This is a genomic window from Halarsenatibacter silvermanii, from assembly GCF_900103135.1.
GTDB lineage: Bacteria > Bacillota > Halanaerobiia > Halanaerobiales > Halarsenatibacteraceae > Halarsenatibacter > Halarsenatibacter silvermanii.
Genome location: NZ_FNGO01000023.1, coordinates 17,836 through 37,954, shown reverse-complemented (window position 1 = coordinate 37,954; position 20,119 = coordinate 17,836). Strand labels below are relative to the sequence as shown.

The following is a 20,119-nucleotide window of genomic DNA, read 5'->3' as shown; positions in this document are numbered from 1 at the left end:
GCATATTTAAGTGTGTGAGACCTCAATTTATATTTCTTTCCCTTGATCAGATTTAGTATGAATATTGTACTACCCACAACTAATTAACTCAAACAAGCAGCTCCCGTTTGCATTTTGAGACAGAGATGATACAATGTAGATAAAGATAGTATACTTTAATTCCTGATTTTAATTTCAACCTTTAAAGGGGTTTTTCCGATGTTTAAAAAGATAGCTGCTGATTACAGAGCGATATTCGATCGCGACCCCGCCGTAAATAATTTTCTGGAAGCGCTGCTCTCATATGCAGGATTTCATGCCATACTGGTTCACCGTTTTAATCATAAACTCTATAATCTGGGTTTGAGGACGCTGCCCCGATTAATTTCACAGCTGGTCAGGTTCTTCACCGGTATCGAAATTCATCCTGGAGCAAGAATAAGCAGAGGCTTCTTTATAGATCACGGAATGGGTATAGTCATAGGAGAAACTGCCGAACTCGGTGAAAATGTCACCCTGTTTCAGGGTGTTACCCTGGGCGGAACGGGCAATGAACAGGGAAAACGTCATCCCACCCTGGGCGATAATGTTGTCGTGGGGGCGGGAGCTAATATTCTCGGGTCGATTGAGATCGAAAAAAACGTAAAGATCGGCGCCGGAGCTGTCGTGCTGGAAGATGTTCCGGCTAACTCTACAGTCGTGGGCGTGCCCGGCAGAATAGTGAAAAGAGATGGCCGCAGAATTCATGCAGAAAGGGATCTCGAGCATGGGGATATGCCCGATCCTGTGCAGGAAAGAATCAGAGATCTGGAAAAAGAAGTTCAGGAGCTGAAAGAACAGATCGAAAAGGATCAGAGCAAGAGAGCCTCCTGAGAAATTGCGGATAGTTCGCTTTAATAACAGAAATTTATGCTGATCAAAACTTGACAAAGTATATCTATTATATTATAATGCATCTAAGATGAATTGATAATCATTACTGAAAGTTTGTCCATGATATATTTGTCCATGATTTCCCCCCAACCCCTAACCTTATAACTCCTGCCCTATCCTCCCCCCCTTCGGGGAGGTTTTTTTTTGAGCTGAAAATGTTGTATAATGTAAAGGGTAGACCTGAATCTCTGCTGCCGGGAGGTGAAGTATTTTATATGAGTCCGGAATTTAATTTAAAAGCCCCCTATGAACCCCGGGGAGATCAGCAGCAGGCCATCGAAAAGCTGGTCTCCGGGCTGGAGTCCGGCTGCGAAAAACAGACTCTTCTTGGTGCCACCGGCACCGGCAAAACTTATACTATGGCTTCAGTGATAGCGGAAATAAATCGGCCAACCCTCGTTATTGCTCATAATAAAACGCTGGCTGCTCAGCTGACCAGCGAATTCAAGGAGTACTTCCCTGAGAATGCTGTTGAGTATTTTGTTAGTTACTACGATTATTATCAGCCGGAGGCTTATGTTCCGGCCACAGACACCTATATCGAGAAGGATACTTCTATAAATGAAGACGTGGAAAAGCTCAGGCTTTCGGCTACCAGCTCGCTGTTCGAACGCAGAGATGTGCTGATTGTGGCCAGCGTTTCCTGTATATATGGACTTGGTTCTCCCGAGGACTATCATGATATGTCCTGCCAGCTTCAGAGAGGAGCTATGAAATCCCGGGATGATATCGTCAGAGAACTCACTCTTTTGCAGTACAGCCGCAACGATGTGGACCGCTCTCGCGGTCATTTTAGAGTGCGGGGAGACGTGCTGGAAATATTCCCGGCCTATCGAGACATAGCTTTAAGAGTTGAACTTTTCGGCGATGAGATCGAGCGATTGACCGAGATAGATCGGGTGACCGGCGAAATAAAGAAAGAACACGACGAATTTACCGTCTATCCGGCCAGCCACTTTGTCACTCCTGAAGCCAAAATAGAAAGAGCCTTAAAATCCATTCGGGAGGAGCTGATGGAAAGGCTGGAAAAACTCAGAGATCAAAATAAGCTGGTCGAAGCTCAGCGGCTGGAGCAGCGGACAAAACACGATCTGGAGATGCTTGAAGAGATGGGTTTTTGCTCGGGGATAGAGAACTATTCCCGGCATCTGCAAGGTAGAAAGCCGGGAGCTCCGCCCAATACCCTGCTGGATTATTTTCCCGAGGATTTTGTCATGATGATCGATGAATCACATAAGACGGTGCCCCAGATAGGCGGCATGTTTGCCGGAGATAGATCCCGCAAGGAAAAGCTGGTCGAGTACGGCTTTCGTCTTCCTTCTGCCCTTGACAACCGGCCTTTGAATTTTGAGGAATTCGAGGAAAGTCTCAATCAGGCTGTCTTTGTATCCGCCACCCCCGGGCCCTATGAGAGGGATCACAGCGAACAGATAGTCGAACAGATTATACGTCCCACCTACCTTGTTGATCCCGAGGTCGAGGTGCGGCCCAGCGATAATCAAATAGATGATCTGCTGGAGGAGATCAGAAAGGTCGTCGAGGAGCAGAATAATCGGGTGCTGATAACCACCCTCACCAAAAACATGGCTGAAGATTTGACTCAGTATCTCGGCGAAGCGGGAGTGAGAGTGCGTTATCTTCATTCCGATATAGATACGATCGAAAGGTCGGAGATAATTCGCGATCTGCGACTGGGAGAATTCGATGTGCTGGTGGGGATCAACCTGCTGCGGGAAGGGCTCGATATTCCCGAGGTAGAGCTGGTGGCCATACTGGATGCCGATAAAGAAGGATATCTGCGTTCAGAAAGGGCTTTAATTCAGACCATCGGCCGGGCTGCCAGAAACCGCCGCGGTAGGGTCGTCATGTACGCCGACGAGATTACCGATTCGATGCGGGGAGCTATAGATGAGACCGAGCGGAGGCGAAGAAAACAGCAGCGATTTATCGAAGAGAATGATGTAGAACCGCGCTCGATTAAAAAAGAGGTTAGAGATGTTCTGCGGCCCATAGAGATGGTTCAGGACGGTACTGCTGAACGGGAAACCAGATCCGACAGCGAGAGCGGTGAAGATGGGGGAGTCGATCTCGAAAATCTCTCCCGGAATGAAATAAATAACCGCATTCTGGATCTAGAAGATGAGATGGAATCCGCCGCCGATAATCTGGAATTTGAAATCGCCGCCCAGCTCAGAGATGAGATAGAGAAACTCGAAGCTGAGCTGGAGAGAAGATAGTCCTGCAAATATCGATCTTTTTATCATAAACTTATTATAAACGGAAATTTAACCAGCTTTTTCGGAGAAGAACCGCAAATATAAATATTTTGAGGTGAAACAATGGCCAAAGACAGCATTTTTATAAAGGGAGCTGCCGAAAACAATTTAAAAGAGATAGATGTCGAAATTCCTCGCAACGAACTGGTGGTGATAACCGGATTGAGCGGATCCGGCAAATCCTCTCTGGCCTTCGATACTCTTTACGCTGAAGGTCAACGCCGTTATGTGGAGTCTTTATCCTCCTATGCCCGGCAATTTTTGGGACAGATGGATAAACCCAGGGTTGATTATATTGAAGGTCTATCTCCGGCTATATCGATAGATCAGAAAAACAGCAGCCAGAATCCCCGCTCAACGGTGGGGACGGTTACCGAAATATACGACTACCTGCGTCTGCTTTACGCCCGTCTGGGCACTCCTCACTGTCCTCAGTGCGGACAGCAGATAACCTCTCAGACGGTCGATGAGATTGTGGATCAGGTTATGGAAAATCCCGGGGGGACCAAACTGCAGGTCCTGGCCCCGGTGGTCAGAGGACGCAAGGGCCGTCACGAAAAGGTCTTCGCCCGGGCTCGCAGGGATGGTTTTATCCGCGCCAGAGTTGACGGTGAAACCAGGCTTTTAGAGGAGGAAATAGAACTCGAGGAGAATAAAAAGCACGAGATAGAAATAATCGTGGACAGGCTGATTATCAAGGATGATATGCGGGAGCGTCTTTCAGATTCGATCGAGACCGCCCTCGATTACGGTGAGGGACTGGTCATGGTTGATTATGTTGAGAGCGGAGAAATTCGCTCCTACAGCGAGGAATTTTCCTGTCCTGACTGCGATATAAGCCTGGAGGAGCTCTCCCCCCGCATGTTCTCCTTCAACAGCCCCTACGGTGCCTGCGAGAACTGCGAGGGTATAGGAATAAAGAAGGAATTCGATCCAGATCTGCTCATAGATGAGGAGAAATCCATAAGTGAAGGCGGCATCGTTCCCTGGGCCAGCTCCCGCAGCCGCTATTATCCCCAGCTGCTGGAAGCTTTGAGCGAAGAATATGGATTTTCTCTGGAAACTCCTATAGGCGAACTCCCCGATGAGATAGTCGATATATTGATCCACGGTTCGGAACGTGAGCTCAGCTTTCCCTATACCAACAGATATGGGAAAACCCGGGAGCACAATACGAAGTTTAAAGGAGTTATAGGCTATCTCAAAGAGAGGGCCGACCGCTCCGACTCACCCGGCTCACACAGGCGCCTGGAGAAGTTCATGAGCGAGCGCCCCTGTCAGGAATGCGGCGGACAGAGATTGAAGCCGGTGGTGCTGGCAGTTACCTTCGGCGGGATTTCGATTGCTGAATTCACCTCTCTCACGATCTTCGAAGCGCTGGAATTTCTGGAGGACGCGGAAAATGATCTGAGCGAGCGGGAACTTCACATCGGAGAAGAGATTTTGAAGGAGATCCGCAGCCGCCTGAGCTTTATGCGCGATGTTGGCCTCGGTTACCTGACCCTTGAGCGCAGCGCTGCCACCCTTTCCGGAGGCGAGGCCCAGCGCATCCGCCTGGCCACCCAGATCGGTTCGGGGCTGGTGGGAGTTATGTATATTCTCGATGAACCCAGTATAGGCCTGCATCAGCGCGACAAGGACAGGCTGCTCAACACCCTGGAGAAGATAAGAGATCTGGGCAATACAGTAATAGTGGTCGAGCACGATGAGGAGATGATCAGAGCGGCCGATAGAATTATAGATCTGGGCCCCGGCGCCGGCAAATCGGGAGGAGAGGTTGTGATTAACGGAACTCTCGAGGAGGTTAAAAGCTGTGATGATTCGCTGACCGGCAGTTATCTCCGGGGCGAAAAAAAGATCTCAGTGCCCGATTATCGGGAGGAGGGGACAGGTAATTCCCTGGTCATCAAAGGAGCCAGACAGCACAACCTCAAGGATATAGACGTTGAAATACCGCTGGGAACCTTCACCTGTATAAGCGGCGTCTCCGGTTCCGGCAAGAGCACCCTCATAAACTACATTTTGAAGAGACAGCTAATGAAGGAATTCCATGATTCGACCAGCATGCCCGGTGAGCATGATGATATCGAAGGTCTGGAGAATATCGACAAAATAGTCAATATAGATCAATCACCTATCGGACGGACGCCCCGCTCCAACACCGCAACTTACACAAAGGTATTTGATTACATCAGGAAGCTTTTTGCCGACACGCCCGAGGCGCGCCGCCGCGGTTATGATAAGGGGCGTTTTAGCTTCAACGTCAAAGGCGGACGCTGTGAGGCCTGCGGAGGTAATGGGGTAAAGGAGATCGAAATGCACTTTTTGCCTGATGTACATGTTCCCTGTGAGGTATGCGAGGGAAAAAGGTATAACCGCGAGACACTGGAGGTTAACTATCGGGGCAAGAATATCGCTGATGTGCTCGATATGAACGTGGCCGAGGCGCTGGATTTTTTTGAGAACATCTCGCCGGTAAAGCGAAGGCTGCAGACTCTTAAGGATGTGGGACTGGGCTATATTAAACTCGGCCAGCCGGCCACGACTCTTTCGGGAGGAGAGGCCCAGAGAGTTAAAATTTCCCGCGAACTGGGCAAGCGCAGCACCGGTGACACTCTTTATATGCTCGACGAGCCGACCACCGGCCTGCACTTTAACGATGTGGAGAAGCTGCTATCGGTCCTGCGCAGGCTGCGTGAAGGCGGCAATACCGTTATAGTTATCGAGCACAATCTCGATGTCATAAAGTCGGCCGATCATATCATCGATTTAGGTCCCGAGGGAGGTTATGACGGGGGCGAGATCGTGGCTGCCGGCTCCCCGGAGGAAGTGGCTGAAGTCAGAGAATCATATACTGGCAGTTATCTGAGAAAAAAGCTGCCGGGAATGAGAAAATCAGAAGCTATATAGAGGTGAAAGATTATGACGACCGCTGGCATGAAATCACAGCTGCAGAGCCTGCCTGAGAGGCCGGGGGTCTATATGTTCGAGGACCGCTCCGGCGAGGTCATATATGTCGGCAAGGCCAAATCGCTCAAAAGCCGCCTGCGCTCATATTTTAACAGCAGCGGTCGGCGCTACAAATCCAGATTGATCCAGCAAGAAGCTGACGATTTTGATTATCTCATCACCGAAAATGAGGTAGAAGCTTATATTCTCGAGGCCAACCTCATCAAAAAATACGGTCCCAAATACAACATCCAGCTGAAAGATGATAAAACTTATCCCTATATAAAGGTGACGGTCCAGGAGGATTATCCGAGAATATTGAAATCCCGGATGGTCAGGGAAGATGGTGCCCGCTATTACGGTCCCTATGCCGACGTGGGAGCGGTTTACAGAGTTATGAATACCGTCAAGGATCTGTTCAAACTGCGGCGCTGCAGCGGCGAGCTCGACGCTGCTGCGGAGAGGAACGGTCCCTGTCTCAATTACCACATAGATAAGTGCAGAGCTCCCTGTCAGGGAAAAATTGGCCGCTCCCGGTATCGAGCTCAAATTGAAAATATCTGCCGTTTTCTGGCCGGTTATCAGGATGATCTCCTTGGTCAGGTAGAGGATAGGATGCAGAAAGCAGCCGCAGACAGGAATTTCGAGCGGGCTGCTGACTTTCGCGACGGGCTGCAGGCATTAAAGAAGCTGACCCGCCAGCAGAAGGTAGCCTCCGGCAGCAGTCATAACCTGGATGTTATCGGACTGGTCCGGGAGGAAGAGGCCGATATGGCCTGCGCCCAGCTGCTCTTTATCCGCAACGGCAGCCTGGTGGGGCAGGATTATGTTATGCTGAGAGGTGTGGTCGGAGAGGACCCGGGGGAAATTGCCGCCTCCTTTCTGCCCCGATTTTATGCCGGTTCCAGCGATATTCCCCCGCAGATACTGCTCTCAAGCCTTCCCGAGAAAGTTGAGATGCTGGAAAAATCTTTAAAAAAGCGCCGCGAAGGTGGCAGAGTGGAATTGAAGATGCCACGTCGGGGCGAGAAGAGCAGGCTGGTAGAGATGGCCGAAGAAAATGCCCGGCAGAACCTCAAGAAAAATGCCATCAAGAGGCGTTATCAGGAGGAAAAATCTGCCCGGGAGCTGCAGCAGCTTCAGGAGGAATTGAAACTCGAGAGAAAACCCTTTCATATAGAAGGATTTGATGTCTCCAATCTGAAAACCAGCGATTCGGTGGCCTCGCTGGTGGTTTTTAAAGGGGGGAACCCCAGCAAAGAGATGTACAGGCGCTTCAGAATAAAATCAGTTTCCGGTCAGGATGATTATGCCATGATGCAGGAGGTTATCGAGAGAAGATATTCCCGCCTTCTCGAGGAGGAACGCAAACTGCCGGATTTGATTTTGATCGATGGCGGCAGAGGTCAGCTCAATGCAGCGGTCGAAGTCCTGGAGAAACTGGGACTTCAGAATTTAAACATCGTTTCTCTGGCCAAACAGGATGAGGAAATATACATTTCCGCGGAAGAATCACCGCTGAAGCTCCCCGGAAATTCACCCGGCCTGCAGCTTCTGCAGAGGGTACGCAACGAGGCCCATCGCTTTGCCGTCAACTATCACCGCAAACTCCGATCGCGCCGGCTCACCGAGAGCATGCTGGATCAGATCAGAGGTATAGGACCGGCCAGAAGAAAAAAACTTCTCCAGCATTTTGGTTCGCTGGGCCAGATCAGAAATGCCACCCCCGAGGATCTGCAGGAGGTGGAGGGGATAAGCGACGAGCTTGCCGCAAGAGTTTACGAATATCTTCAGGAGCACACCCGTCAGGTTTAATCCGGCGGCATTTTGGTCAGTGTGCAGTCATATGCAGAGATAAATTAAATTTTATTTAAATTATTAAGTGATAGAGGCAGGATAAGCAGGGGCTTTATTGAATAAATTTTAACAGGACCATAAATAAACAGGAGGGGGACCAGCTTTATGAAAAATCTTTCTGAAATCGACCCGGAGATAAAACAGCACATTGAAGAAGAACAGGATAGACAGGATAATAACATCGAATTGATAGCCTCTGAGAATTTTGTCAGCGATGCTGTCATGGAAGCGGCGGGATCCTGCCTGACCAACAAGTATGCCGAGGGATATCCCGACAATCGCTATTATGGAGGCTGCGAGGTTGTCGATAAAGTCGAAGATCTGGCCCGTGAGCGCGCTAAAGAATTATTCGATGCAGAACACGCCAATGTCCAGCCTCATTCCGGATCTCAGGCCAATCAGGCTGTGTTCTTTTCCGCTTTATCTCCCGGCGATACCGTGCTGGCAATGGATTTGTCCCACGGCGGTCATTTAACCCACGGCAGCCCTGTCAATATTTCCGGAGATTATTACGATGTTGTCCATTATGGCGTCGATAAAGAACAGGAGATAATCGATTTTGATCAGGTTTCCCGGCTGGCCGAAGAATATGATCCGGAACTGATAATCGCCGGTGCCAGCGCCTATCCCAGGATAATCAACTTCAAGAAATTTCGCGAAATAGCCGACGAAGTGGATGCCTATCTGATGGTCGATATGGCCCATATAGCCGGTCTGGTTGCGGCAGGACTTCATCCCAATCCGGTAGGAGAGGCGGACTTTGTAACCACAACCACCCATAAAACCCTGCGCAGCACCAGGGGAGGTATGATACTCTGCTCCGAAGAACACGCCGATGATATCGATAAGGCTGTCTTTCCCGGAATTCAGGGAGGACCTCTCATGCATATAATTGCTGCCAAGGCAGTGGGCTTTAAAGAAGCTCTCACCGAGGAATTCGAGGAGTATCAGGAGCAGATAATCAAAAACGCCCGCACGCTGGGAGAGGAGCTGCAGGAGTACGGAATGCGGCTTGTTTCCGGCGGCACCGACAATCATCTGCTGCTCGTCGATCTGACCAATATGGGAATCACCGGTAAGGATGCAGAAACCGCCCTGGATAAAGTATTGATCACGGTAAATAAAAATACCATACCTTACGAGGAGAGAAGTCCAAAGGTGACCAGCGGCATACGTCTGGGTACCCCGGCGGTAACCACCCGCGGTATGAAAGAGGATGATATGAAGGAGATAGCCCGTCTGATTTATGAAACCCTTAAAAGTTATAAAAACGATGGCGATCTTCAGGAGATCAGGGAGGAAGTTCTGGAGCTCACATCTGAGTTTAAATAACATGAGTCCGGGAATTGAGGTTGTATTTTGAGGATGGATTAACTTTGTGTCAGGCACCCCTTCCGGGGTGCTTTATATTTTGCGGCAGGAATATCTCTCTGGAAAGGGAATTATATAAGAGGAGGATTGAAAAATGGAATTTAAGCTTGTAGTTCTGGATCTCGATGATACCCTGCTCAGAGATGATCAAACTATAGAACCCCGGGCCGCCCGGACCATCAAGAAATTTAAGGATGAGGGAATAGAGTTTATGATCGCCACCGGCCGGGCATACTGTACTGCTCTGCCTTTCCAGAGAGAACTCAAAATCGATAGTCCGATTATCTGCCACAATGGAGCTTTCATTCTGGATGGAGATGGCCGGGAGCTTTATCATAAACCGGTTGCTTTACCCCTGGCCAGGGAGATTATGAATTTCTGCCATGAGCATGGACTGGAGCTGTGTATCTATAATAAGGATTCGTTATATTTTCGGCGGAGAAATGAACAAACCGCCGGCTATGAACGCACATCAGGAATTGTGGGAGAGCCCGTCCACAGGCCTCTGGCCGAAGTTATGGACTCTCCTCCGACTAAAATGCTTATTCTGGAGGAGGACCGGCGGCGCCAGGAGCATTATATTGCCAGATTGAGAGATCTTTACAGCTGCCGTTTAAATATAACGACCTCCAAGTCTCATTTTATAGAAGTTATCAATAGTTCGGTCGACAAATCTGAAGCTCTCAAATATCTGGGCAATCATATGGATTTCGAACCGGAGGAAGTGGTGGCGATGGGCAACGGTTTTAACGATCTGGGCATGATTGACTGGGCCGGAATGGGCATTGCCGTTGAAAACGCCCCGGCCGGGATTAAAAACTCCGCTGATAAAATTACAGCCAGCAACGAAGAGGCGGGAGTGGCCCGAGCCCTGCAGTCGCTTTTTGGAAGTTCGGATGAGGAACAAGAAGCCTGAACAGAAAGTTTTGAATACTGAAATGTATGCAGACAGCTGGGAGGTCTGGAATTGACTTTTTGGAATATAACTAAGGATGCTTTTAAAAAATTTTATGAGTCGCTTTTTTTCAATATCATAATAAGTCTAATATGGTTTGCGTTCTCCGCTCCGATAATGTTTCTGGCTCTCAACGCCTTTCGACCGCAGGGAATTACCTTTCCTCTGCTCATACCTCTGCTGCTTATAGGCCCATTCACCATCTCAGGTCTGACTGTCATCGACAAAAAATACTGCCGGGAACCGGTCAAGCTGCGTCAGTTTTTTACCTATCTTCCCCCGGTTTTTATCAAAGGCATAATCAATATGGCCTTTGCCGGTGCTGTTTACGCGGTTCTCCTCATAGCCGCCAATTTTTATCTGGCCCGTTCCGGGGAGAGTTTTGTGATGCTAGCCCTGACCGCGCTGGTGGTCTATTTCCTCCTCTATTTTACCCTGAGTCAGATGCTTTTCTGGGGGCTATCTGTGGTGAGAGAGGAGATGGATTTTTTGACCAGGGCAAAGTACTCTCTTCTGATTCCGCTGGATAATCTGATCCATTCGGCTATCTGGCTTTTGATTCAGCTGGTCCTTACCGCCGGTCTGTTCATACTCACTCCCGGACTTCCTGTTCTGTTCTTCAGTCTCACCTCTCTTTTGATCATCAGCGGCACCCGCAAGCTGCTGGATCCTTATGTAAAAGAAGAACTTAAGATCGAGATGTAGGAGGGAAATTCGGACTATGAATGAAATTTTAGCCGGAGTGGATCTGGGTGGAACCAAAATTTTAACTGTTGTAGCGAATGAGAAGGGGAGCATTATGGGCAGCTGTCGCCGGGACACTGAAGTGGAAAGAGGAGAAGAGCGGATCGTGGAAAATATCTGTCTCAGCCTGGAAGCTGCGCTGGAAGATGCTGAAGTCGGGAAGGATGAGCTTTCAGCCATGGGAGTGGGCAGCCCCGGGCCGCTCGACACCCGGAGAGGTATAATTCATGAGACCCCCAACCTTCCCTTTGTAGATTTTCCGCTTGTGGATAAGCTCGAAGAAAAGCTCGGCCTGCCCGTGCATCTCGAAAATGATGCTAACGCTGCTGCTCTGGGAGAAAAAAATTTCGGGGCCGGCAGGGACGGCGGCGATCAGATTTATATTACTGTCAGCACGGGTATCGGCGGCGGAATTATCATCGATGATGAGATCTTTCACGGCGCAGATGATGGAGCCGGTGAGATAGGTCACATGATCGTAAAACAGGGAGGGCCCACCTGCGGGCTGGGTCAGCACCGCGGCTGTCTGGAAGCGATGGCTTCCGGAACCGCTGTGGCCAGGGAGGCCAGAAGAATGACTTTAAACGGCAGAACTCCGGAGTTAGAGAAATTACTGGCTGAAAATGAAATAGATCCGGAAGATCAGGAGATACCCGGTCATATCATAGCTGAAGCTGCCCGCAGAGGAGATCAAGCCGTCAGAATGATTTACAGGGAGATGGGTTATTATCTGGGCATTGGAGTGGCCAGCTTGATAACTTTATTCAATCCCGATATGATTATATTTGGAGGCGGGGTTATGAAGGCCCGTGATCTATTCTGGAAGGAGATGACGAACAGCGCAGCCGATCATGCTCTGCCTTCAGCCCGGGAAATCTGTGATCTGGTCGAAGCTGAGCTGGGCGATAGGACCGGAGTTTATGGGGCGATAGCCGCCGCTAAAACAGCCCGGGCGTAAGAACAGCTGGAAGAATCTTCGATGGTGGTAGACCGCGCAATTTTTTAACGCATCTATTTATCAACTGCAGACAAAAAGATCCGATTATCGTCCCGGCAGATATCTCGTGTATGTGCTTGGGGCGGCGGCTGGCCTAAAAAAACTTCTAAATTAACCTGGTTTTATATATTAAATAATAAGCAGTGAGAATATGACGGGGAGGAGAGATCGTGGAAGAGGAAGACATAAAGTTTTGCCGGGAGATGCTCGAGGAAGTATCGCGAAGTTTTGCTCTTACAATACCGATGCTCGATGATGAGCTGCAGGATCCTGTTACCATAATCTATCTGCAGGATCGACTGCTCGACAGCTTCGAGGATGAGCTGCCGGATATAGACATGGATACCAGAACGGAGATGATGGATTCCGTCGTGGAATTATTCGATCCCGGCCGCAGCGACCCCGCCGGACTTATTGACCGCATTCAGGGATGGTCTTTCCGATTTGAAGATGAATCTCTAGGCCGGCTGGTCAGAAACTGTGATCGCCTCTGGAAAGCCTACCGATCTCTGCCGGCTGATCTGCGAGAAATTTCTTATCCCTGGCTGGAGGAGATGAACCGGGGAATGCAGATATATCTGCAGGAATCGGTAACCAGTTTTGAAGATCTGGATGATTACTGCTATTATGTGGCCGGAACTGTCGGCGGTTTTCTCACCGATATCGTTCTTTATTTCGCCGGAAAAAAAAGCGGAGGAAGAAACGTGCTGGAAGAAAACTATTCCGAAGCCGGTATTTTTCTGCAGAAAGTTAATATCGCCCGGGATATCAGAGCGGATATAACCGGTCGGGATAGGGTCTTTTGGCCTCTGGAAGAGCTCTGCCTGACGGAGGAGGAACTGCTCAGCAGCCGACATCGCTCTCAGGCGCTATCTGCTCTCGCTAAGATGATCAAAAGCGCCCGCAGCCATATTCCTACTCTGCTTGAATATCTGGAGGCTATTCCTGATGATCTGCCGGGTTATAGAAAATTTTATTCGGTCAATAATGCCATGGGATTGGCCACTCTCGAGCACCTCCATAAAAACAGCGATGTTTTTACCTCCGATGAACCGGTAAAGGTTCCGCGCTGGAAAACCTATATGATAAAAAAATTTCCGGAAAAGTTTATGGGCAGGCTTGCCCGGGAGCACGTTTGAAAAAGCACCGAGGAATTTGACAGGAAGGAAGTGCAGTGTATGAAGCTGATAATTATTACAGGCATGTCAGGTGCCGGTAAGTCGCTGGCTCTGGACTTTTTTGAAGATAAAGGTTATTATTGTGTCGACAATTTGCCGCCGGCCCTGATAGAACCTTTTGCCGATCTGTGTCTGCAGTCGAATTACAATCGGCTGGCTGTGGTTAGTGATATCAGGGGCAGGGAGTTTTTCGATGTGCTCTCATCCTCGCTCAACTCGCTGGATGAGAGAGAGCTTTATTACGAGATATTTTTCCTGAATGCTTCCAATGAGACTCTGGTCAGCCGTTTTAAGGAGACGCGCCGGAAACACCCCCTGGACGAAGAGGGCAGGCTGCTGGAAGCCATAAAAAAGGAAAGATCACTGCTGGAAGAGCTCAAAGGGCGGGCCAGCAAAGTTCTTGACACTTCCAGATTTTCTGTGCAGGAGTTTAATCAGGAGCTCAACCGGCTTTATTCATCCGCCCGGGATGATTCTTTAGACCTATCTATTTCCCTGACCTCCTTCGGCTTCAAGCACGGTGCGCCGATGGATGCTGATCTGGTCTTCGACGTGAGATTTTTGCCCAATCCCTATTATGTTGACTCTCTGCGCGAAAAAACCGGCAGGGAAAGGGAAGTTCAGAAGTACATCTTTAAATGGCCCAAGGCGGAGAAGTTTTACGACAGACTTTTCAGTTTTCTCAAATTTCTTCTGCCCGAATACAGGCGGGAGGGTAAGAGTCATTTGATGATAGCTATCGGCTGTACAGGCGGTCATCATCGCTCTGTCGCTTCTGTCCTCAGGCTGGAAAATTATTTGACGAGTCAGGGGTACAGGGTCAGCGTTCAGCATCGGGATATCGATAAATAAATTCTTAAAAGAATAAAACAGGGGAGAAAAACTTTGCAGGTATGGAAATGGCTCTATCCCGGCATAGGTTTAAAGAGGTGGATGGCACTTCTGGCAGGGGCGATTTTGCTGACCTTTGTGGGGGTAGTATCACTGATAAATAGTTTGATATATCCCTTTGTGGAGATAAATACCGAGATAGATCTTCTGAAATTCCTGCTTTCGGGTTCTCCTGTTCTGGGGCTGTTGTTCTCAGCGGGAGGTATAGCTCTTTTTATCTGCTCTCTGATGAGGATGCTGGGAAAGATCAGCTCTGAATCTGACAGCCCGGTTCTTTCTCTGTACAGAGAAAAAAGACTGGGGAGAGGACCGCAGATAACTGCTCTGGGCGGAGGAACGGGTCTCTCGAATCTGCTGCGCGGTTTAAAGCGAGAAACCAGCAACATCAATGCAGTCGTCACGGTATCCGATGATGGAGGCAGCTCCGGCAAATTGCGCAGCGAGCTGAGCATGCCTCCTCCAGGTGATATTCGCAATTGTCTTGTGGCCCTGGCAGATACAGAACCGCTCATGGAGGATCTCTTTCAATATCGTTTCAGCGCTGATGGACATCTCGTGGGACACAGCTTCGGCAATCTCTTTATAGCATCGATGAACCAGGTGCTGGGAGATTTTGAGGATGCGGTGCGGGAATCGAGCAAGGTGCTGGCGGTGAAAGGACAGGTGCTGCCGGCCACCAAGGAAAACGTAAGATTGGGAGCTGTCTTCGAAGACGGCAGCAGCGAGTTAGGGGAGTCTACAATTCCTCTGATAGATAAAAAAATAGAGAAGGTATTTTTAAAGCCCGAATCCTGTCAGGCCAGCCAGAGGACAATTGAATCTTTAAAGGAGACCGATTTGATCACGGTGGGACCGGGCAGTCTTTACACCAGCCTGCTGCCCAATTTGCTGATAGATGATATATTTGAAATAATGAAAAACTCCCCGGCCACCAAAATTTATATCTGTAATATAATGACCCAGCCGGGTGAAACTGACGATTATGATGCGGCCGATCACGTCAGGGCTATAACCGAGCATCTGGGAAGTCAGATTTTTGACTGGATAATCGTCAACCGCGAGCCGGTGCCGGAAGATATTGCCCGCCGCTATCGCGAGGAAGGTTCTCGGCCTGTCGGATACAAGGAGGTAGAACTCAAGGAGATGGGGCTAAAAATCAGATCGGCTGAACTGCTTCAGCGCCAGGATGATTACTATCTGCGTCATGATCCTCAAAAACTTTCCAGAATAATTATGAGCATAGCAGATGAAAATTCAGGGGGAAGTTTACTATAGATGTCCTTTACAGATGAAGTGAAGCATGAACTGGTAAGATATGATAGCGATAACGAGAAGGAACTGGAAGCCGAGCTGACAGCTCTGATGAGAAGAGCCGGCTCCATAATTCTGAGCGCAAACAGATTGGCCTTCAGACTCGAGATTTCTTATGCTGATCTCTCACGCCGGGTCTACAGCTGGCTGCGCAGCAGATATGATCTGGCAGTGGAAGTTCTGGCTCAGGATGACCGGTTCGGCGGCGGCAATAATTATGAGATATATCTGCCGGACCAGCCGGAGCTGAACAGTTTTTTAAAGAAACTCAAGCTTTTGACGGAGGAGGGGCGGCCCGATTTTTATATCAATCCCCGATTTTTCACGCACAAAAAGCAGGCTCAGGCATATATCAGGGGGTTCTTTCTGGCGGCAGGTTCGGTCAACCGCCCCGAGGCGGAATATCATCTGGAGATAAGATGTGACCACAGCGCTCAGGCGGAGGATTTGATGAAATTATTCTTCACCTTAAATTTGAGGCCGGGTTTTATCGAACATCGCGATCTTTTCGTGCTCTACTTTAAAAATTTTGAAAGTATCTCTGCGGTATTAAACCTTATGGGGGCAGAAAAAGCTCAGCTCAAGCTGGAAAATAACAGAATTGTGAGTGGTATGAAAGAAGATGTCAACCGTCGGGTCAACTTTGAAACCGCAAATCTCGATAAAACTGTTTCAGCTGCCATGGAACAGCTGCAGGCAATAAAGGACATGGAAAGAGCTGGAAAATTACAGGATCTGCCTTCCGGCCTGCAGGAGATGGCTGAGCTGAGAAAAAACAACCCTTACGCCAGTTTGAAGGAGCTGGGTGAGAAGCTCGATCCGCCGCTCAGTAAATCAGGTGTGAACAGCCGGATGAGAAGACTGAAAAAGATAGCTCGCGGCCTCAGGGGGGAACAGTAATGGATCTTTCTATGAATGTTCAACCTGAGCAAAAACAGACACAAAAACAGGAAATAGTGATGACCTCAAAACTGCAGATGGCGATAGAGCTTCTGCAGTACAACAGCCTGGAGCTGGAAAAATTCATAGATGGCAAACTCCTGGAGAATCCTCTTCTGGCCCGGGAAGAGGAAGAATGGCAGGAAAGAGTTGAAGCCCACAGGATGAAAAGAGGAAAAGGACAGGTGAGCTCGGGGGATACGGAAAGTTTTAAAAAGTTTGTCAGCTATCATCCCGGTCTGCTGGAACATCTTGAACTGCAGCTGCCGGAGGTGCTGCCCGGAAAAGACCACGAAATAGCCAGATATATTCTGGCCAGCCTGGATGAGCGAGGACTTCTCGAAATGAGCCCTGCCGGGCTGGCAGAGGAGCTCGATTGTCGGGAGAGGAGAGTCGAAAAAATTCGCAAAAGTCTTTTGAAGCTGGATCCGGCCGGAATTGCGGCCAGATCACCCGTTGAAGCCCTCCGGGCTCAGCTGCATCAGGAAAAGCATGCCGGTTCTGAGCAAGTATTAAAACTGGCAGAACGTATTCTGCTGGAGGAGCATTACGAGGAGCTGGAAAAGCTGAAGTTTGAACAGCTTTTTCAGAAGTTTTCCGCGGACCCTGATGATCTCAGAAAAGCTCTGAATCTATTGAGACGGCTTAATCCTCATCCGGCCGCCTCTTTCGACGAGGATTTATCCGGGGCCGGCAATCTCGAACCCGATGTCATCGTTAAAAAAACTTCGGGTGAGTACAGGATCGAGCTCAATCGGGGAGTCAGTCCTGCCCTGACCATAAACGATAGTTATTATAGAATGATGAAACAGGCCGAGAGCAAAGAGGCGCGGGAGTTTCTGGAGGACAAATTTCAGTCGGCCCTCTGGATAATCAGAGCTGTGGAAAGAAGAAGAATGACCCTGGAAAGAATTTCATCGAGCATAGTGGAAAAACAGCGGGAATTTCTGGAGAAGGGAATAAAATATTTAAAACCGATGACTATGGAAGAAATAGCTGAAGAGACAGATGTACATGAGTCCACAGTCAGCAGGGCAGTAAGGGACAAATATCTGCAGACGGGCAGAGGTCTCTTTCAGTTCAAATTCTTCTTCAACGGCGGTGTTAAAGGCACTGCTGCTCCCGCCGTCAGGGCTATAATTTCTGAGATAATCGAAAAAGAGGATCCGGATAGCCCGATGAGTGACCGGGAGATAATTGAAAAGATTAAAGAGGAATACGGGATAGATATTTCCCGGCGGACGGCGGCAAAATACCGGAATTCATTAAATATTCCCTCTTCTACCCGAAGAGGCAGATGGTATCACCAGATATAACCGGATAGAAAACGTGATAGATTTTCCGGTTGAAATTTTTGCTTTCAGGTCTTGCATTCTGGTTCTTATTGTATTATAATACATTTGGAATAGAAAGAAGCTATTTTTTTGCCGGGTCTGGGACAATATCGTTCCTAGAGGGCAAAAATATTCCCGGCAGAGGATTTGACTGCACGAAAATCGTTCTTTTCAGCGGCCGGCAGGGAGGAACTGAAGCATGGAATATCTATTCAAAATACAAAATAAAGTAGTGCCCGAGGTTCTGGAACTGGCGGAGACCAGATTCAGTATTATGAGCAAAATCAAGGAGGAGGGCGCTATAGGAAGGCGATCGCTTGCCGAAAAGCTGGATGAGAGCGAGAGAAAGATGCGCAATGAACTCGATTTCCTTGCTTCTCAGGGCCTGGTCGAGATCACCAGAGCCGGGGCGGTTTTGAGCGAAAGCGGCGAATCTTTTCTCAAGGATTTTCAGAGATATATTCAGGAACTCAGAGATCTTTCCCATCTGGAAAAAGATCTTACCGACCTGCTCGGACTGGAAAGCATCATAATAGTTCCCTGTGATTTCGAGCATACTACCCTGCTTCAGGAACTGGGCAGGAGTGCTGCTCGTTATATTCTGGGCATACTCGAGTCCGGTGATATTCTGGGTGTTACAGGCGGCTTCACTATGGCCGAAGTGGCCAGCATGATGCCCAGCAAAGAAAGTCTGGAGGGAAAGGTCGAAGTTGTGCCCGGCCGCGGAGGTCTGGGCGAGGTGGTTGAAATCCAGGCCAATACAATTGCCGCCGAGATAGCCAACAAAATCGGCGGAGCTTATCATCTGCTGCAGGTTCCCGACAATCTCAGAGAGGAGAATATCGAAGTCATCAAGCGGGAGCCTTCGATACAGAAAACACTCAGCCTGATGAATGAATGCAATATACTGGTTCATGGAATAGGAGATGCGGCCGAAATGGCTTCCCGGCGCGGCCGCAATCAGGAGGAAATCAAAGAGCTCAAAGAAGCCGGCGCTATCGGCGAATCCTTTGGTTTTTACTTCGACATTCACGGAAATATTGTTGAATCAACTCCTTCTATAGGTCTGGGACTGGAAGAGGTGGCCGAAATGGATCGGGTGATAGCTGTGGCAGGTGGAGAAGATAAAGTCTGGGCGATTCCAGCAGTCGTTTCTCCGGAGTATCAGGACGTGTTGATCACAGACGAACGGACGGCTCGCAGGATGGTAAAAAATCTCACCGGCAGCGCAGGATGAACTGCAGACAGAAGATTTACCGCTGAAAAATGATTAAACTCAATAAATCCAGGAGGGTGATAAAAGATGACCGTTAAAATTGGTATCAATGGCTTTGGCAGGATAGGCAGAAGTGTTTTCAGGAGTGCTTTTGACAGCGAGGATGTTGAATTTGTAGGCATTAACGACCTCATAGAACCCAGAACGCTCGCTTACATGTTGAAATATGACAGCAATTATGGCGAATTTGAGGCTGAAGTCGACCACACCGACAGCAGCATTGTGGTGGACGGCGAAGAAATCCCCGTGTGCCAGGAAGAAGATCCCGCCGATATCCCCTGGGCTGACGTAGGAGCCGAGGTTGTACTCGAGTGCACCGGACTTTTCCGTGATGGCGAAGAGGCAGCCGGCCATCTCGAGGCAGGCGCCGATAAGGTTCTCATCTCAGCTCCGGCCGATAATGAGGACTGCACCGTGGTCATGGGTGTTAACGATGAGGATTATGATCCCGCCGAGCACGATGTGGTCTCCAATGCTTCCTGCACCACCAATGCTCTTGGTCCGGTCGCCAAAGTTCTGCAGGATGAATTCGGCATAGAAAAGGGCCTTATGACCACAGTACACGCTTACACGACCTCGCAGAACATCCTGGACGGCCCCTACAGCTGGAAGAAGATAACCAGAGGCAGAGCAGCCGCAGAAAATATCGTGCCGACCACGACAGGAGCAGCCAAGGCCATAACGGAGGTTATGCCTGAATTGAAGGGCAAGCTGGACGGCATGGCCATGAGAGTGCCCACTCCTACAGGCTCCGTTGTCGATCTGGTAGTGGATTTAGAAGAAGAAGTTACAGAAGAGGACATCAATGAGGCAATGAAATCAGCTGCTGAAGGCGAACTGGAAGGCATTCTGGGATATACTGAAGATCCTCTCGTCTCTCGCGATGTATTCGCCGATTCCCGCTCCTCGATCTATGACCCCAATCACACCAAAGTAATATCCGGAAATCAGGTCAAGATTTTATCCTGGTATGACAACGAATGGGGTTATGCCTGCCGGCTGGTAGATATGGCAGTTAGAATGAAGGAACTGGGTCTGTAAACCATAATTAAAACGATATATAATTAGAATAGAACTTATAAATTGAGGAAGCAGCGGAGGAGCAGATGCTCTCAAGCTTCTCCGCTGC

At 49.1% G+C, this 20,119-nt stretch carries 16 protein-coding genes; all 16 read left to right on the top strand.

Translation table 11 applies throughout. From position 1 onward, the window contains the following. Nucleotides 1-198: 198 nt before the first annotated feature. The gene (cysE, locus tag BLT15_RS10660) at nucleotides 199-852 is read left to right on the top strand and encodes a serine O-acetyltransferase (RefSeq protein ID WP_089761553.1); all 654 of its coding nucleotides are present in this window, start codon (nucleotides 199-201) and stop codon (nucleotides 850-852) included. Nucleotides 853-1,127: 275 nt separating this feature from the next. After that, a complete protein-coding gene (gene uvrB / locus BLT15_RS10655) occupies nucleotides 1,128-3,149 on the top strand; it encodes an excinuclease ABC subunit UvrB (protein WP_089761557.1) in 2,022 nt (673 codons plus the stop codon). A 102-nt stretch (nucleotides 3,150-3,251) separates the two neighbouring features. Beyond that, nucleotides 3,252-6,098, top strand: coding sequence for an excinuclease ABC subunit UvrA (uvrA, locus tag BLT15_RS10650; protein WP_089761551.1), 2,847 nt, complete (start codon nucleotides 3,252-3,254; stop codon nucleotides 6,096-6,098). 12 nt (nucleotides 6,099-6,110) lie between these two features. Next, nucleotides 6,111-7,952, top strand: coding sequence for an excinuclease ABC subunit UvrC (gene uvrC / locus BLT15_RS10645; RefSeq protein WP_089761548.1), 1,842 nt, complete (start codon nucleotides 6,111-6,113; stop codon nucleotides 7,950-7,952). A 147-nt stretch (nucleotides 7,953-8,099) separates the two neighbouring features. Continuing rightward, entirely contained in the window at nucleotides 8,100-9,326 is a 1,227-nt protein-coding gene (locus tag BLT15_RS10640; RefSeq protein ID WP_089761546.1) for a serine hydroxymethyltransferase, read from the top strand. A 133-nt stretch (nucleotides 9,327-9,459) separates the two neighbouring features. Then, nucleotides 9,460-10,281 (top strand): HAD family hydrolase, encoded by an 822-nt coding sequence (locus tag BLT15_RS10635; protein ID WP_089761544.1) that lies wholly within the window; start codon nucleotides 9,460-9,462, stop codon nucleotides 10,279-10,281. A gap of 51 nt (nucleotides 10,282-10,332) precedes the next feature. Further along, a complete protein-coding gene (locus BLT15_RS10630; RefSeq protein ID WP_089761542.1) occupies nucleotides 10,333-11,025 on the top strand; it encodes a hypothetical protein in 693 nt (230 codons plus the stop codon). Between the two features lie 16 nt (nucleotides 11,026-11,041). After that, the gene (locus BLT15_RS10625; protein ID WP_089761540.1) at nucleotides 11,042-12,022 is read left to right on the top strand and encodes an ROK family protein; all 981 of its coding nucleotides are present in this window, start codon (nucleotides 11,042-11,044) and stop codon (nucleotides 12,020-12,022) included. Nucleotides 12,023-12,231: 209 nt separating this feature from the next. Continuing rightward, nucleotides 12,232-13,200: a squalene/phytoene synthase family protein gene (locus BLT15_RS10620; protein ID WP_089761538.1), complete on the top strand. Its 969-nt coding sequence runs from the start codon at nucleotides 12,232-12,234 to the stop codon at nucleotides 13,198-13,200. A 39-nt stretch (nucleotides 13,201-13,239) separates the two neighbouring features. Further along, nucleotides 13,240-14,091, top strand: coding sequence for an RNase adapter RapZ (gene rapZ / locus BLT15_RS10615; protein WP_089761536.1), 852 nt, complete (start codon nucleotides 13,240-13,242; stop codon nucleotides 14,089-14,091). Nucleotides 14,092-14,124: 33 nt separating this feature from the next. Next, nucleotides 14,125-15,405, top strand: a complete 1,281-nt coding sequence (locus tag BLT15_RS10610; RefSeq protein WP_089761534.1) for a gluconeogenesis factor YvcK family protein — start codon at nucleotides 14,125-14,127, stop codon at nucleotides 15,403-15,405. Next, nucleotides 15,406-16,341 carry a DNA-binding protein WhiA gene (whiA, locus tag BLT15_RS10605; RefSeq protein ID WP_089761532.1) on the top strand — a complete coding sequence of 312 codons (936 nt, stop codon included), beginning with the start codon at nucleotides 15,406-15,408 and terminating at the stop codon, nucleotides 16,339-16,341. Then, a complete protein-coding gene (gene rpoN / locus BLT15_RS10600) occupies nucleotides 16,341-17,696 on the top strand; it encodes an RNA polymerase factor sigma-54 (RefSeq protein WP_089761530.1) in 1,356 nt (451 codons plus the stop codon). The genes whiA and rpoN overlap by 1 nt, the downstream gene beginning before the upstream one ends. Before the next feature lie 29 nt (nucleotides 17,697-17,725). Continuing rightward, nucleotides 17,726-17,947, top strand: a complete 222-nt coding sequence (locus tag BLT15_RS13275) for a hypothetical protein (protein ID WP_159429909.1) — start codon at nucleotides 17,726-17,728, stop codon at nucleotides 17,945-17,947. Further along, the gene (locus BLT15_RS10595) at nucleotides 17,914-18,951 is read left to right on the top strand and encodes a sugar-binding transcriptional regulator (protein WP_089761528.1); all 1,038 of its coding nucleotides are present in this window, start codon (nucleotides 17,914-17,916) and stop codon (nucleotides 18,949-18,951) included. The genes BLT15_RS13275 and BLT15_RS10595 overlap by 34 nt, the downstream gene beginning before the upstream one ends. Nucleotides 18,952-19,017: 66 nt before the next feature. Continuing rightward, on the top strand, nucleotides 19,018-20,031 hold the full coding sequence (gene gap, locus BLT15_RS10590) for a type I glyceraldehyde-3-phosphate dehydrogenase (protein ID WP_089761526.1): 1,014 nt from the start codon (nucleotides 19,018-19,020) through the stop codon (nucleotides 20,029-20,031). The last annotated feature ends 88 nt before the right edge of the window (nucleotides 20,032-20,119 follow it).

What these genes read in the sequence shown, in the direction of transcription:
- cysE (WP_089761553.1), top strand. Translation starts at nt 199, where the DNA reads ATGTTTAAAAAGATAGCTGCTGATTACAGAGCGATATTCGATCGCGAC.
- uvrB (WP_089761557.1), top strand. Translation starts at nt 1,128, where the DNA reads ATGAGTCCGGAATTTAATTTAAAAGCCCCCTATGAACCCCGGGGAGAT.
- uvrA (WP_089761551.1), top strand. Translation starts at nt 3,252, where the DNA reads ATGGCCAAAGACAGCATTTTTATAAAGGGAGCTGCCGAAAACAATTTA.
- uvrC (WP_089761548.1), top strand. Translation starts at nt 6,111, where the DNA reads ATGACGACCGCTGGCATGAAATCACAGCTGCAGAGCCTGCCTGAGAGG.
- BLT15_RS10640 (WP_089761546.1), top strand. Translation starts at nt 8,100, where the DNA reads ATGAAAAATCTTTCTGAAATCGACCCGGAGATAAAACAGCACATTGAA.
- BLT15_RS10635 (WP_089761544.1), top strand. Translation starts at nt 9,460, where the DNA reads ATGGAATTTAAGCTTGTAGTTCTGGATCTCGATGATACCCTGCTCAGA.
- BLT15_RS10625 (WP_089761540.1), top strand. Translation starts at nt 11,042, where the DNA reads ATGAATGAAATTTTAGCCGGAGTGGATCTGGGTGGAACCAAAATTTTA.
- rapZ (WP_089761536.1), top strand. Translation starts at nt 13,240, where the DNA reads ATGAAGCTGATAATTATTACAGGCATGTCAGGTGCCGGTAAGTCGCTG.
- whiA (WP_089761532.1), top strand. Translation starts at nt 15,406, where the DNA reads ATGTCCTTTACAGATGAAGTGAAGCATGAACTGGTAAGATATGATAGC.
- rpoN (WP_089761530.1), top strand. Translation starts at nt 16,341, where the DNA reads ATGGATCTTTCTATGAATGTTCAACCTGAGCAAAAACAGACACAAAAA.
- BLT15_RS10595 (WP_089761528.1), top strand. Translation starts at nt 17,914, where the DNA reads ATGGAATATCTATTCAAAATACAAAATAAAGTAGTGCCCGAGGTTCTG.
- gap (WP_089761526.1), top strand. Translation starts at nt 19,018, where the DNA reads ATGACCGTTAAAATTGGTATCAATGGCTTTGGCAGGATAGGCAGAAGT.